Origin of the sequence: Streptomyces sp. NPDC058469 (assembly GCF_042721125.1) — a bacterium.
Lineage (GTDB): Bacteria > Actinomycetota > Actinomycetes > Streptomycetales > Streptomycetaceae > Streptomyces.
In genome coordinates this window covers 59,152-72,031 of sequence record NZ_JBHXME010000013.1, presented here as the reverse complement: position 1 = coordinate 72,031, position 12,880 = coordinate 59,152, and the positions used below count along the sequence as shown (strand labels likewise).

15 protein-coding genes and 1 pseudogene are annotated in these 12,880 nt (G+C 69.6%); 7 read left to right on the top strand and 9 right to left on the bottom strand.

The window, feature by feature from the left end:
* Positions 1–6 precede the first annotated feature (6 nt).
* From ACFWP5_RS09930 to ACFWP5_RS09920, 3 genes are all read right to left on the bottom strand, one after another.
* Positions 7–591, bottom strand: a complete 585-nt coding sequence (locus ACFWP5_RS09930) for a nucleotide exchange factor GrpE (protein WP_384153061.1) — start codon at positions 589–591, stop codon at positions 7–9.
* A gap of 10 nt (positions 592–601) precedes the next feature.
* Positions 602–2,518 (bottom strand): molecular chaperone DnaK, encoded by a 1,917-nt coding sequence (gene dnaK, locus ACFWP5_RS09925; protein ID WP_384153058.1) that lies wholly within the window; start codon positions 2,516–2,518, stop codon positions 602–604.
* A gap of 72 nt (positions 2,519–2,590) precedes the next feature.
* Entirely contained in the window at positions 2,591–2,878 is a 288-nt protein-coding gene (locus tag ACFWP5_RS09920) for a hypothetical protein (protein WP_384153055.1), read from the bottom strand.
* Positions 2,879–3,327: 449 nt separating this feature from the next.
* Here ACFWP5_RS09920 and ACFWP5_RS09915 point away from each other — a divergent pair, with 449 nt between their 5' ends.
* From ACFWP5_RS09915 to ACFWP5_RS09895, 5 genes are all read left to right on the top strand, one after another.
* Entirely contained in the window at positions 3,328–5,085 is a 1,758-nt protein-coding gene (locus ACFWP5_RS09915) for a PucR family transcriptional regulator (RefSeq protein WP_384153052.1), read from the top strand.
* 509 nt (positions 5,086–5,594) lie between these two features.
* On the top strand, positions 5,595–6,017 hold the full coding sequence (locus ACFWP5_RS09910; RefSeq protein WP_384153049.1) for an Hsp20/alpha crystallin family protein: 423 nt from the start codon (positions 5,595–5,597) through the stop codon (positions 6,015–6,017).
* A gap of 153 nt (positions 6,018–6,170) precedes the next feature.
* Entirely contained in the window at positions 6,171–6,563 is a 393-nt protein-coding gene (locus ACFWP5_RS09905) for a DUF2267 domain-containing protein (RefSeq protein ID WP_384153046.1), read from the top strand.
* 523 nt (positions 6,564–7,086) lie between these two features.
* Positions 7,087–7,302, top strand: coding sequence for a DoxX family membrane protein (locus tag ACFWP5_RS09900; RefSeq protein ID WP_384153043.1), 216 nt, complete (start codon positions 7,087–7,089; stop codon positions 7,300–7,302).
* Positions 7,303–7,334: 32 nt separating this feature from the next.
* Entirely contained in the window at positions 7,335–7,646 is a 312-nt protein-coding gene (locus ACFWP5_RS09895; RefSeq protein ID WP_384153040.1) for a DoxX family protein, read from the top strand.
* Between the two features lie 58 nt (positions 7,647–7,704).
* Here ACFWP5_RS09895 and ACFWP5_RS09890 read toward each other — a convergent pair whose 3' ends face one another.
* Entirely contained in the window at positions 7,705–7,896 is a 192-nt protein-coding gene (locus ACFWP5_RS09890) for a hypothetical protein (protein ID WP_384153037.1), read from the bottom strand.
* A 9-nt stretch (positions 7,897–7,905) separates the two neighbouring features.
* Between ACFWP5_RS09890 and ACFWP5_RS09885 the strand changes: the two genes are divergently transcribed.
* The gene (locus ACFWP5_RS09885) at positions 7,906–8,160 is read left to right on the top strand and encodes a DUF6417 family protein (RefSeq protein WP_384153034.1); all 255 of its coding nucleotides are present in this window, start codon (positions 7,906–7,908) and stop codon (positions 8,158–8,160) included.
* On the opposite strand, the gene ACFWP5_RS09880 is transcribed toward ACFWP5_RS09885, so the two are convergent.
* The 5 genes and pseudogenes from ACFWP5_RS09880 to ACFWP5_RS09860 form a co-directional block, all read right to left on the bottom strand.
* Entirely contained in the window at positions 8,103–9,491 is a 1,389-nt protein-coding gene (locus ACFWP5_RS09880) for a sensor histidine kinase (RefSeq protein WP_384153031.1), read from the bottom strand. The two genes, ACFWP5_RS09885 and ACFWP5_RS09880, sit on opposite strands and share 58 nt — an antisense overlap.
* Entirely contained in the window at positions 9,488–10,150 is a 663-nt protein-coding gene (locus tag ACFWP5_RS09875; RefSeq protein ID WP_384153028.1) for a response regulator transcription factor, read from the bottom strand. The genes ACFWP5_RS09880 and ACFWP5_RS09875 overlap by 4 nt, the downstream gene beginning before the upstream one ends.
* An 8-nt stretch (positions 10,151–10,158) precedes the next feature.
* Positions 10,159–10,533, bottom strand: coding sequence for a hypothetical protein (locus ACFWP5_RS09870; RefSeq protein ID WP_384153025.1), 375 nt, complete (start codon positions 10,531–10,533; stop codon positions 10,159–10,161).
* 71 nt (positions 10,534–10,604) lie between these two features.
* A pseudogene (locus ACFWP5_RS09865) lies at positions 10,605–11,211 on the bottom strand (phosphatase PAP2 family protein).
* Complete coding sequence (locus tag ACFWP5_RS09860) at positions 11,208–11,876, bottom strand: DedA family protein (RefSeq protein ID WP_384153023.1); 669 nt, start codon at positions 11,874–11,876, stop codon at positions 11,208–11,210. Before ACFWP5_RS09860 ends, ACFWP5_RS09865 begins: the two are co-directional and overlap by 4 nt.
* Positions 11,877–12,000: 124 nt before the next feature.
* On the opposite strand from ACFWP5_RS09860, the gene ACFWP5_RS09855 reads away from it, so the two are divergent.
* Entirely contained in the window at positions 12,001–12,372 is a 372-nt protein-coding gene (locus tag ACFWP5_RS09855; protein ID WP_384153020.1) for a BlaI/MecI/CopY family transcriptional regulator, read from the top strand.
* The last annotated feature ends 508 nt before the right edge of the window (positions 12,373–12,880 follow it).

The following is a 12,880-nucleotide window of genomic DNA, read 5'->3' as shown; positions in this document are numbered from 1 at the left end:
GGACGGTCACTCCCGCTTGGCGACAGTTACGGCGGCCGGCCGCAGCTGCCGCTCGGCCTCCCCGTAACCGGGTCGCAGCACCTGGACCACGGTATTCGGATCGGCCTCGGGATCCTGGACCACCCCGACCACCTCGTGCCGGGCCGGATCGAACGACACCCCCTTCTCTGCGTGGCGCGGGTAGCCCAGCCGCTCCAGGACATGCACGGCCTGGTCACGCACAGCCCGGACGCCTTCGACAATCGCACCGGGGTCGGCGGCCGCGTGGCTCAGGGCAAGTTCCAGGTTGTCGATGACGGGCAGGAAGGCCGCAGCCGTACGGCCGCGTTCGGCCGCCGCCACCCGCTCCAGCTCCCTGGCGTGGCGTTTGCGCAGGTTGTCGAGGTCGGCCAGGGCACGCCGCCAGCGGTCCTCGGCCTCTCGCAGCGCGGCCGCGTATTCGTCGTCAGGTGCGGCGGCGCCGGTTGCGGCGTCGGGCCCAGGCTCGGCCTCCTCGGCCGGCGGTCCCGGCTGCGGAAGGTCACCGCGCGGCGGTTGTACGGCGCCTTCCGGCGGAGGGTCGGGTTCTCGGTCCCGGGGTGGGATGGGCATGGCGGGCACCTCAGCCCTTGTCGAACTCGGCGTCGATCACGTCGTCGTCGCCCCCGGCGCCGTTCGGCGCGGCCCCGCCGGGACCGGATCCGTCCGGTGAGCCGGTGCTCGCGGGACCGCCCGCGGCGGCTTCCGCCTGGTGGGCCGCGAGGCCCGCGAAGACCTGCTGGAGTTCGGATGCCAGCGGCCGGGTCTTGTCCACCCCGGCCTCGTTCTTGACCGCCTCGCGGGCCTCGGCCACCAGCATCTCGGCGCGGGCCTTCTCATGTGCGGGCGCGGCGTTGCCGAGCTCGCCTAGGCGCTTTTCGACCTGGTAGGCGATGGCGTCCAGTTCGTTGCGGGCGTCGACAGCCTCGCGCAGGGCCTGGTCCTGGCTACGGTTGTGTTCGGCCTCCTGGACCATCCGCTCGACCTCGCTGCCGTCGAGGTTGGAGCTCTCGCTGATGGTGATGCCCTGCTCCTTGCCGGTGTCCTTGTCCCGCGCGGTGACGTTGAGGATGCCGTTCGCGTCGACGTCGAAGGTGACCTCGACCTGCGGCTCGCCGCGCGGCGCGGGGCGGATGTCGGTGAGCTGGAAGCGACCCAGGACCCGGTTGTCGGCGGCCAGCTCCCGCTCGCCCTGCAGGACGACGACGTCGACGGCGGGCTGGTTGTCCTCGGCGGTGGAGAAGGTCTCGGTGCGGCGCACGGGGATGGTGGTGTTCCGCTCGATGATCTTCGTCATCACACCGCCGCGCGTCTCCACGCCCAGCGACAACGGGGTGACATCGAGCAGCAGGACATCCTTGACCTCGCCCTTGAGGACCCCGGCCTGGATCGCGGCGCCCATCGCCACGACCTCGTCGGGGTTGACGCTCATGTTGGGGTCCTTGCCGCCGGTCAGCCTCCGCACCAGGGCCTGGACGGCGGGGATGCGGGTGGAGCCGCCGACGAGGATGACCTCGTCGATGTCGTTGTCACTGACCTTGGCGTCGTCCATGGCCTGCCGCACCGGGCCCAGGCAGCGCTCCACCAGGTCGCCGGTGACCTGCTCGAACGTGGACCGCATGATCGTCGTGGTCAGATGCTTGGGCCCGGAGGCGTCGGCCGTGATGAACGGCAGGCTGACCTGCGTCTGGGTCACCGAGCTGAGCTCGGTCTTGGCCTTCTCGGCGGCCTCGAACAGGCGTTGCAGCGCCTGCGGGTCCTGGCGCAGGTCGATGCCGTTCTCCTTCTGGAAGCCGTCGGCGAGCTGGTCGACCAGCCGGCGGTCGAAGTCGTCGCCGCCCAGATGGCTGTCGCCCGCCGTGGACCGTACCTCCACCACGCCGTCGCCGACGTCGAGGATGCTGACGTCGAAGGTGCCACCGCCCAGGTCGAAGACGAGCACCGTCTCGTGCTGCTTCTTGTCCATGCCGTAGGCGAGGGCGGCCGCGGTCGGCTCGTTGATGATCCGCAGCACTTCCAGGCCGGCGATCCGTCCGGCGTCCTTGGTAGCGGTGCGCTGGGCGTCGTTGAAGTAGGCGGGCACCGTGATGACCGCTTCCGTGACCCGCTCTCCCAACTGCTTGGAGGCATCATCGGCGAGCTTGCGCAGCACCTGCGCGCTGATCTCCTCTGGCGCGTAGAGCTTGTCGCGCACCTTGAAGCGGGCGGCGCCGCCGTCTCCCTCGACCACGTCGTACGCGACGGCCTCGGCCTCTTTGGAGATCTCGTCGAAGTGCCGGCCGATGAACCGCTTGGCTGAGGAGATGGTGCCCTTGGGGTTGAGGATCGCCTGGCGGCGGGCCAGCTGGCCCACCAAGCGCTCGCCGGTGTCGGTGAAGGCCACCACGGACGGCGTCGTGCGGTTGCCCTCGCTGTTGGGTACGACCGTCGGCTCGCCGCCCTCCCAGACGGCGATCACCGAGTTCGTGGTGCCCAGGTCGATGCCGACTGCCTTGGCCATGAGGAACTCCTTCCGCGACGGGCGGCCCCTGTTCGCACTTGGAGTCGCGCTCGGTCTTCCGCACTCGCTCAGTTAACGGGCAGGACCGTCCCGTGGGCGGCTGCTCTGCCGAGCCCCGCTGCTGGTGATGGTGCCGGTCCTGCTGGGCGGCTGCGCGAGCAGCCGCACCGCCTCGTCGGTGACGACGTCGTACCGGCCGGGTTCAATGAAGCCCGCCGAGGTGAAGTCCCGGCGGCCACGCTGGGCCGCGTACACCGGCGGGCCGAGCAGAGCGCCGAAGTGTGCTCCGAAAACCAGCCCGTACAGAGCGAGCAGTCCCGACACGACCGGGGCCGGCCGGTTCAGCAGCTGAGAATCCACCCGATCAGGGCGCCGCTCGCCGCGCCGTGCAGCGCGGCCGCGCCATGTCCCGTGCGGCCGGTCACCTGCTCGACCCGACGCGTCCTGCCCGATGACGGCCACCCTCTCTACGGGAAAACCTGATCGGATAGGTGATCGAAGGCGCGTTCCGCCTCCTGGTAGGTCGTGTAGGCGATGGTCCTGCGGGCCTGCTCGTTCATCAGCCAGTCCTTCCACGGCTGCTGGTGTGCCCGGCGATCCCTGACAATCCCAGAGTGGCAAGAGAGCAGCGTGCTCCGCCTCCACCCGGCAGGTCGGAAATCGACACAGTCGGTCGGTCCACGAGAACAAGGCTCAAATTCAGACAAATCGGATTGTCTTGCCTAGGCTGGGTGCTCAGGGCTCACCCAGGCGTGGATCCCACGACTCGCTCGATCGCCTCTGATGGCCGGGGGAGAACGGAGTGATCTATGGCTGGCTCGTCACGGCGGCTGCCCCCTCACGTCTCCGACCAGGAAGTGACCCGCCCTCCGAGCAACACGGCGGACACCGAACGGCACGACCCCCGTCCGCTCGGGGCGCTGGACCCACACGGGCTGCTGGTGCTGTCCCACACCCTGTTCACCTGCGCGGAGCAGAGTGAGATCGTGCGGCTGGCCATGCGGCACGTCAGCGCCCTGGGTCCCTACCACGCCGAGGCCGGATACCTCGCGACGGGCGACGGTTTGTCCCGCGTCCCCGGCCACGACGCAGGAGCGTCAAAGGTCGACGCCGCACGGATGAAGGAGTTGGACGAGGCTGACGGCTCCGTATCCCTTCCAGAGCGGTCCTGGACCTGGGCTTTCGGCCTGCGTGGGGCCGGCGGTCTGCTCGGCTACATCGTGGTCTCCTCCCACTCCGGGCCCGACGAGCAGGGGCACTTCCTCCTCTCGGCCCTCGTGGGGCTCGCATCGGCGGCTCTGTCACTGACGGTCACGCGCGCCGCGCAGCATGACCCGGCCGACGAACTGAGCCGTCTCCGCACCGAACGGGACACCGCACTGCGGCAGTTGGACACAATGCGCTCCGAGCTGCACCTGCAGAAGACCGTGCACGAAACCCTCGATCGTGTCGCTGCCCGGGGCGGCGGCGAGGACGCCATCACCCAAGCGCTGTACGAACTCACCGGGCTGGCGGTGCTCATCGAGGACCGGTTCGGCAACCTGAGATCCTGGGCCGGTCCGGACCGGCCCGACCCCTATCCGGTGCGGTCCTCGACCTACCAGGAAGAGATGCTGCGGCAGGTCGCGCGCGAGGCGGGCCCGGTCAGAGTCAAGGACCGGCTGATCGCCCTGGCCCGCCCGCGCGGCGACGTCCTCGGCGTACTCGCCATCGAGGACCCCGACGCGACGGCCAACGAGTACACCATGTTCGCCTTGGATCACGCCCAGCGGTCGCTCGCCCAGGAGCTCATGCATATGCGCGAACTCACCGAGGTCGAACTTCGGCTGCGCCGCCAGCTGATCGACGACCTGTTGGAGGGCACTGACGAGACGAGCGCCTACGCCCGAGCCGAAGCCGTCGGCCACGACTTGCAACGTACCCACTATGTGGTCGTGGTGCACTGGCCCGGCAACGCCGCGAACAGCTCCTTCACCCGTGCCGTCGAGCAAGCGACGGCCACCTCGGCGACCCGTCCGCTGATCACCCGTCGCGGCGACCGGATGGTCCTGCTGACCGAATCGAGGCCCGACGACGATGCCGTGTACACGGCGCTGGCCCATGAGTTGGGAACACCCGACGGAGCGATCGGGGTGAGCACCCGCTGCGACTCCCCGGACGGCGTTCCCCGCTGCTATCAGGAGGCACTGCGGGCCCTGGAGGTGCGGCAGAACTCCCGCCAGCGCAGCGGGACGACGTTCTTCGACGACCTCGGGCTGTACCGGATCCTTGGGCCCGGAAACGATCTCCGGGAGCTCGAAGGCTTCGTGCGAGAGTGGCTCGGCCAGCTGATCGACTACGACGCGGGGCACGACACGGAGTTGGTGGAGACGCTCTCGCGCTACTTCGACTGCGGAGGCAACTACGACGATGCGGCCGCCGCGCTGACGGTCCACCGCAGCACCCTGCGCTACCGGCTGCAGCGCATCCGTGAGATCAGCGACCGCGACCTGGCGGACGTGGACACCCGGCTCAATCTGCAGGTGGCAACGCGCGTCTGGAAGATCATCCTGGGTGGGCGGCGCTGACCGCGACCACCCGGAGGGCCGGCACGGCGGGTCAGCCCGGCACTCGAACAGGTCGCCCGTGACCTCGCCGGACACATGAAACTAGTCAAAGTCGATGTCGGCCAGTCCCGCTCCAGCTGACCCTGCGATTCGAGGTACAGGTGGTGCCCACCCTGCCGGTGCTTCGCAAAGGGCAGGTCATCGCCCGGCAGGCCGACGCGGCACCCGCGGACGTCCTGCGCCCGTGGGTCGAGAAAACCCTCCCGGACACCGGCCCGCCTCCGCAAGGGAACGAGGACCGTCCAGGCCGGCCTGCGCCGGTTCGTCGACGGCGCAGGCCGGGTCCTGATGGCCGCTGCCGCCGGACCCACCACGCCGTCTCAGTATCCCGGGCGGCGGCACCGCCAGCCACCCTGAACTGGGCTTTCAGGGAAATATGAGCCCACACTTGTCAAGTTTTCTTCTCTGAGTTATATGAATGGTGTACGGGCGTCACAGACCGGATCCGTTGGAAAAGGAGATGACCAGTGATGCTCATGCGCACCGACCCGTTCCGTGAACTGGATCGACTCACCCAGCAGTCGCTCGGTACGAGGTCCTGGACCACCGCCATGCCGATGGAGGCATACCGAGCGGATGACGAATTCGTGGTCCACTTCGACATCCCGGGTGTCGACCCCGAGACCATCGACCTCGATGTCGACCGGAACGTCCTCACCGTCCGCGCTGACCGCCGCTCGCCGGCACCGGATGGTGCGCAGTTGATCGCGGCCGAGCGCCCGACCGGGACGTGCAGCCGCCAGCTCTTCCTCGGCGACAGCCTCGACACCGATCGGATCGACGCCTCGTACGACGCCGGGGTCCTTACGCTCCGCATTCCGGTGGCCGAGCAAGCCGAGCCGCGGAAGATCCAGATCTCGGGCGGCGAGCCTCCGAAGCAGATCGACGCCTGAAACGGGCTGCACCCGGCTCCCGGCAGAAGCCCTCGCTTTGCACTGCCGGGGGCCGGCAGCCGGCCCCTCTCGTACACGCACCGTCTGACATCTTCGCCGACGCCGTTGGCTCGGAGCTCGGCGAACAGAATGAAGGGGGAAGGGATACCGGAGATGCGATGGAGCGAACTCGTCGAGGAAGTGTGCGAGCGCGGGGAGTACCCCACCACCAAGGAGGCCGAGCGGATCACAAAAATCGTGCTCTCCACACTGGGCGGGCACCTGACCGGTCCCGAGAAGGCCGATCTGGTCAAGCGGCTGCCTGTCGAGGCCGCCACGGTCATTGCCGAGCAGGTACCCGTCATCAAGCCGCTGACCGCCGCGCAGTTTGTCGACAGTGCGGCGGCCCGGATTGATGGAGCCACTCCCACGACTGCCCGCTGGGACGTCAGCTCGGTCCTGAGTGTGGTGGCGGACGCTGCGGGTGACGAGCTCACGGAGCGCATCATCCGTCTGCTCCCGCCCGGATACGCCCTGCTGTTCGGCCGGGTCCGGCTTGCGGCCTGATCGCCCGCCACCCAGCCTCTCCGAACTGCGGAAACTGCCCGCACATGAGGAGTGCTGGTGCCGAGCAACGACCAGTGGAGGTGGGTGACGTGGCCTACCACCACCCCACGGGGCGCATCAGCCCCACGGGCCTTGCGGTTATACATTTCCTTGTCATTGAGATGGACATTCCTCTCCGAGAGGGGTGATGGCGATGTTCCTGTCCGTAGCGTCATCGGCCCTCAAGAGGTGCTGGCAAGCCCTGTTGAGGTGCGGGCAGATCTTCGAGTGGTGGGGGGACGCCTTCGAGAGGTCCGGGAAGGGCCGGACCACATTGGATGACCTGATCACGGATGTGATCCTGCGGCCCCTGCGAGGAAGCCCCGCCCCAGTCGGCGCAGTTGGCTCTGCGGAGCGGCATCAAACGCCGACACCAGAGCCGCGCATGTCCGGACCGGCGCAGGTCTGAGCAGCTGACAGGCCCGACGTGCGTGACGTTGGCATCCCGCAATCAGGGAATCATCGGACGTGTGAAGGAGCGGGAATGATGGCTGTCGGACTCTTCCGTATTCGTGTCGTCGTCGGAATGCTGCTCCTCGGGCACGCCGCCCAGAAGCTCTTCGGCTGGTTCGGCGGGCACGGGCTCGTCGGCACGGGCGCCTTCTTCGACGGCATCGGCTACCGGCCAGGACGTCGCCTGGCTCTGCCGGCCGGCCTCGCCGAGCTGGCCGGTAGCCTGCTGCTGACGCTGGCCTGCTGACCCCGCTCGCCGCTGGCATCATCGTCGGCACGATGATCGCCGCGGCCGCCACGCACATGCGAAGCGGCCTGTGGGTGCAGAACGGCGGCTACGAGACCCCGCTGCTCTACGCGGTCACGGCGCTCGGAGTCGCGTTCGCCGGACCCGGCGGCGTATCGCTCGACCGTCTGTTCGGGCTGAACCGGCCGTGGCCGTATGGCCTCTACGCCGTGGCGCTCGGCCTGCTCGCCGCCCTGTCGTCCGTCATGGTGCGCCGACGGCGGCTGGCGAAGGAGCCGGATCAGCCGCAGCGGAACGATGCACGGCATCCGAAGCAGCGGCTGAAGATCCGTATCCCAGTCTGACCACGACCGGGCTCGGGTGTGCCGTTGGAGCGCGGACGCCCCGGCACCGGGGCCTGAGTCACGCCGGGAGTTCGGCGTGTGCGTGGCCTGTGAGACTCTCCCGTACCTTCTCCTTGACGTCCGCGGGTGTCGCGGCCTCGCTGTCGATGGTGAAGCTGCCGACGAGCCGTTCCCGCAGCGGGCGAGGGAGGAGGTCGACGAAGGCCGCCGCAAGTGTTGTCCTGCCCGCGACCTTCAATGCCGTGGACAACCGCTGCAGTTGTACCTGGCCGAGGAACAGATCACGTCAGCCGCGTACGGTTTCTATCTGCATCGGCTGGGTGGATCGGCGGCCGAGGCCAACCAGTTCGGCCGCGATGACGGGGTGGTCTACCGTCTTTCGCCGACCACAGGCGAGCCGTCACCGGTCCTTGCACGAGCCGTACGCTGGCCCGATCCTGTGGCGGGCAGAACTGCTCATTCGGCAGGCAGGCTGACCACGAACCGTGCCCCTGGCGTGTGCCCGGGGTCGTAGGTCACGTCGCCGCCTGTGGAGCGGGCGAGGCGGCGTGCCAGCGGCAGCCCGAGGCCCGCGCCGCCGTGTCCGTCGTCGGGATCCGCGCGTCGGCCGGGCTCGAAGAGCTGTCCGGCGAACGCGGGTGGTACGCCGGGTCCGTCGTCTATGACGTCGACTCGTACGCCGTCGGGCGCGTGGTACGCGTGGACGGCGACGTTGGAGTGGGAGTAGCGGCAGGCGTTGGTGAGGAGTGGGCTGACAATGCGTTCGAGGAGGGCGGCCGGGACTCCGGCGGTCAGGTGTGGTCCGTCGATGGTCAGCGCCAAGTGGCTTGGCGCGTCGAGGGTTTCGGCGAGGTGGTGCAGGGTGGGCATGACCTCGGCGGTGCCCGGTGCGGTGAGTGTGCCGTCGCGGGCGTCGTCCAGGAGGGTGTCGCAGATGGTGCGCATGGACTCGGCGGCGTCCGCGATGACCTGGTGGGCGGCGCGGGTCTGGTCGGCGGTGCGGGGACGGGTCTGCCACCAGTCCAGCTCGGCGATGATCCGGCTCAGAGGCGTACGCAGTTCGTGCGAGAGTTCCCCGGTGAGCTGCTGCTCGTGGCGCAGCAGGGTGCGGATGCGGTCCAGTATGGAGTCCAATGATGTGCCGAGGCGGGCGAGTTCGGCCGGGTGCCGCATGCTGCCGAAGCGTTCTTCGGAGGCTACGGCGCTCCACTGGGTGGCCTGGTCGGTCATTGTGCGGACGGGACGCAGGGCGCGGCCGACCGCCAGGCGCGTCAGGGCGTAGGTGCAGGCGAGCATGACGGCGTCCAGGGCGAGCGATCCCAGGAGCAGGGTGTCGGCGGAACTCCGGTAGGGGGAGAGGTCCAGCGCGGTGACCACCGTGGCTTCGCTCCTTCCTCCGGGCACAGGCTGGGAGCACAGCTGGAGAGGGCCGTGGACGTCGGCGGTGACGCACCGCCGGCCGCCCTGCGCGGCGAGTGTGCCGGCGACGCGGGTCAGGGGACCGGCGGTCGACGGACCCTCCAGTAGGTGTCGGCCGGCGTAGATCCACACGTTGGTGTCGAGGAGTTCGTCGTGGGAGGTCTCCAGGACGCGTACCGTCGTGCCGCTGGTGTCGACCGTCGTCGCGACGGCGGCGGCGCGGGTGCGCAGTTCGTCGTCCGCCTGATGCTGGAGGTGGCGGCCGGCCACGGCGTTGAAGGCGACGGTGAGGATCAGCATCAGCAGCGTGGCTGTGACGAGGGCCACGAGCGAGAGCCGGCCGCGCAGGGTGCGGGGTGCCAGGCGGTGGAGGAGGGCAGTCGCAGTCGTGGCGGGCCGCCGTGGCCGGTGGTGGCTGTCGCTCATGACAGGCGGTGGCCGATGCCGCGGGCGGTGCCGATCGTCCGGTCGCTGCCCGCCTCGCGCAGCTTGCGGCGCAGCCGGGTCAGGTACTGGTCCAGGGTGTTGTCGTGGACCTGGGCGCCTTCGGGCCAGCCCGCGCGGACCAGCTCGCGGCGGCTGACGATGCCGCTGGAAGCCGCCATGAGCGCGGCCAGGATACGGAACTCGGTCGGTGTCAGGTCTACGGGAGTGCCCCGGACGGTGACTGTGTGCCGGACGGCGTCCAGCACCAGGTCTCCCGCCGTGGCGCCAGGCGGCGGGGCGGCTCGCTTGAGAGCCGCCCGCAGTCGCGCCGTGAGTTCGGGGAGGTGGAACGGTTTGGGCAGGTAGTCGTCGCCTCCGGCTGAGAACCCGGACAGCCGGTCGGTGAGCCGGTGATGGGCCGTCAGGAAGATGACGGGGAAGAGGAATCCGTTCGCGCGCATCGCCTGGCACACGTCCCGGCCGTCGGCGTCGGGCAGCCCGATGTCGAGCACGGCGGCGGAGATTTCGGCGCCGGCCAGCCGCAGGGCGGTGGCCCCGTCCGGCGCGGGCACGGTGTCGAAGTCCTCGTCGCGCAGCCCGCGCATCAGCACGTCCCGCAGCCCGTGATCGTCCTCGACGACCAGGATCGTCTGGCGCATTGTTCTCCCTACTGTTCTCGTGCCGGGTCCGTCCGGCCCCTTGTCGTGCGCGTCGCCCCCTTGTTCCCGCGCACCGTGTCTGTCGTCTCCGTCGCGTCGGACGTCCAACGTGTGGGCAGCCAGAAGGCCACGGCGCACGGGCACATGATCAGCCGACCGAGGACGAACAGCCGGCCGCCAACGACGTCGGCGAACCAGCGGACCCCGAGGTGGGCGCAGATCAACCCGACCAGCGCGGCCAGTGCGAAGGGGACTACCCCCGTCCCGGTGGCGGTGGCCCCACGGGCGAATGCCACCGCCACTTCCGGTCGGTGCGCGGCGTCCCACGTCAGGATGTCGCCGTCCGTGAACAGCGGTACACCGTCGTGGCCAATCACGACCATGGTCAGTACGCCGAACGCTGTCCATGCCCCGAGGGCACAACTGCCGGCCAGTGCAACGATGTCGCCGTGCTTCACTGCGCCGCCAGCAGCGGACGCAGACGGGTGGCGGTGAGTTGCAGGGCCAGCGCCCCGGCACTCCTGCGCACTGCAGGCATGATGAGCAGGGAGGTGAGGGCGCCCACAGCGACTCCCGCCACGACGTCATGCGGGTAGTGCACGCCGACCCAGACCCGGGAGGCTGCCATCGCACCGGCAGCCACAACGGCGATCGTGCCGAGCCGGCGGGAGACGAACAGCAGGGCGACGGCCCGCCGCGGCGGCGATGGCAGCGTGATTGCTGGGGAAGAACCAGTCGCCGGGCGCCGGACACGCCTCCAGTGTGGCCACGTGCAGGCTCTGGCAGGGGCGGTCCTCACGCACCAGCAGCTTCAGCGCCGTGTCCACTCCGTAGGCCGCGACTACGACGAACGGCACGGCGAGCGCGGTTGCCGACACGGTTGCGTTCACTCGCCGGGCACGCCACCAGCCGACGACCATCAGGAGGGCGAACAGGGCGAGTCCGTACGTCGACCAGGCCGACACGGTGTCGTCCAGCCATGCTGGAGTGTGCTGGGCGAGGTTCACCACATCGGTGTACGCCGAGCCGTCGATGGACGAGCCGTCGAGGGCGCGGATCATCCGCGGATCTCCTTCGCCTTCGCGTCCCTGTGCGAGCGGTACACCTCGGCGGCGAGCGGAATCAGGGACAGGGCCACGATCACCGCCACCATCGGCAGCAGATACCGGTCCACGTTCGGCACGGACGAGCCCAGCGCGTAGCCCGCCAGGGTGAGACCCAGGCTCCACACCAGCCCGCCGGTCACCTGCCACACGGTGAACGTCCGTACCGGTACCCCGAGGGCGCCCGCCATCGGGTTCAGGACCGTGCGCACCACCGGGACGAAGCGGGCCAGCACGATCGCCTTCGCGTACCCATAACGCTCCAGGAGTTCCTCAGCCCGTTTCGCCCCCGCGTGCAGGCGGCCCGAGCGGCTGCGGGCCAGCAGGGCGCCGCCCGCTCTTCGGCCCAGGAGGTAGCCGCACTGCGAGCCCGCCAGCGCCCCCACCGCCGCCGCGACCAGGAGCGGGGCGAGCGACAGCTTCAGGCCGCGGTCGGCGGCGCCGGTGCACAGCAGGCCCGCCGTGAACAGCAGTGAGTCGCCCGGAAGGAAAAAACCGACCAGCAGGCCCGTCTCGGCGAACAGCACCACACCCACGCCCAGCACGCCGAAGGCGGACAGCAAGGACCGCGCGTCCAACACATTGACAGCGAGCAGCGACGCCAGATGCGTGGCTGTGGTCATCGTGGAGCCCCTTCATCCTTTGTCGACACCGTCGGATCGCCGCAACGCTTGCATCCGCCAAGTGACTACAGTTCTGTAGACGGTCTACTGAACTGTAGACGAAGTCGGGGTGAGGACCGTTCCCATGACCCACGCGAGCTACGAGAGGCGACCGGCCGGCGAGCTTGAGGCCGCGGTCATGGCCGCGCTGCGGGACGCCGGGGCCCCGCTCACGCCAGGACGGGTGCGGAGCGAACTCGGCTTCGGCCTGGCCCGGACCACGGTGGCGACCACGTTGGCCCGACTGCATGAGAAGGGCGTCGTCAGCCGAGAGCGCCAGGGCCGCGGCTACGCCTACCTCCCTGTGCAGGACGCTCCCGGCCTGACCGCCCGGCGCATGCACACCGAACTCGACCGGAACACCGACCGGGAGACGGTCCTGGCCCGCTTCGTCGCCCAGCTCACCCCCGGCGACGAGCAGCTCTTGCGTCGGCTCCTGGACTGTGACAAGCGATGACCACTGTGCTGCTCCTACCGCTCCGTGCGCCGCCGATGACCCGCTGAACTCTCGGCGGGTTCGTTCCCGCCGCCGCGCAGTGGGTCGCTGCTCAGCCGTGCGTGCCACCTCGTGATGGCTGCCGCCATGACGCCCGGCCCGGGCGACCCCACCACATCGTCGTCACCGCGATGCTGCGCAGCCTGAAACCCGCCGAACGTGAGGCCCACTTCGCCCACGAACGCGCCCAAGCGCGCCTGTGCTTTCGGCCGCCGCGGAATTCGCCGCCCACTGCTATCTCGTCCTGCGCCTCGCCCGTGCCACCGTCTGGCCTATCGCCGAGCGGGTCACCGACGAGGGCGCCGCCACCGCCGTCGGCGGCCGACACCTGCTCGCCATCGCCACAGCCAGCTATGCCAAACCCTCCACCGCCCGGACTTCGCACCCGCCAGTCGCCGTGCGCGCGCAGCTGATGTTCGTAGGCGAAGATCACGACCTGTATACGGCGGCGACGGCTGAGGCCGCTGGG

Bases quoted from the DNA above. Each gene is read 5' to 3' on its own strand.
- ACFWP5_RS09855 (WP_384153020.1), top strand. From the start codon at position 12,001: ATGACCCACGCGAGCTACGAGAGGCGACCGGCCGGCGAGCTTGAGGCC.
- ACFWP5_RS09895 (WP_384153040.1), top strand. From the start codon at position 7,335: ATGATCGCCGCGGCCGCCACGCACATGCGAAGCGGCCTGTGGGTGCAG.
- ACFWP5_RS09860 (WP_384153023.1), bottom strand. From the start codon at position 11,876: ATGACCACAGCCACGCATCTGGCGTCGCTGCTCGCTGTCAATGTGTTG.
- dnaK (WP_384153058.1), bottom strand. From the start codon at position 2,518: ATGGCCAAGGCAGTCGGCATCGACCTGGGCACCACGAACTCGGTGATC.
- ACFWP5_RS09900 (WP_384153043.1), top strand. From the start codon at position 7,087: ATGATGGCTGTCGGACTCTTCCGTATTCGTGTCGTCGTCGGAATGCTG.
- ACFWP5_RS09930 (WP_384153061.1), bottom strand. From the start codon at position 591: ATGCCCATCCCACCCCGGGACCGAGAACCCGACCCTCCGCCGGAAGGC.
- ACFWP5_RS09875 (WP_384153028.1), bottom strand. From the start codon at position 10,150: ATGCGCCAGACGATCCTGGTCGTCGAGGACGATCACGGGCTGCGGGAC.
- ACFWP5_RS09915 (WP_384153052.1), top strand. From the start codon at position 3,328: ATGGCTGGCTCGTCACGGCGGCTGCCCCCTCACGTCTCCGACCAGGAA.
- ACFWP5_RS09905 (WP_384153046.1), top strand. From the start codon at position 6,171: ATGCGATGGAGCGAACTCGTCGAGGAAGTGTGCGAGCGCGGGGAGTAC.
- ACFWP5_RS09910 (WP_384153049.1), top strand. From the start codon at position 5,595: ATGCTCATGCGCACCGACCCGTTCCGTGAACTGGATCGACTCACCCAG.
- ACFWP5_RS09880 (WP_384153031.1), bottom strand. From the start codon at position 9,491: ATGAGCGACAGCCACCACCGGCCACGGCGGCCCGCCACGACTGCGACT.
- ACFWP5_RS09870 (WP_384153025.1), bottom strand. From the start codon at position 10,533: ATGGTCGTGATTGGCCACGACGGTGTACCGCTGTTCACGGACGGCGAC.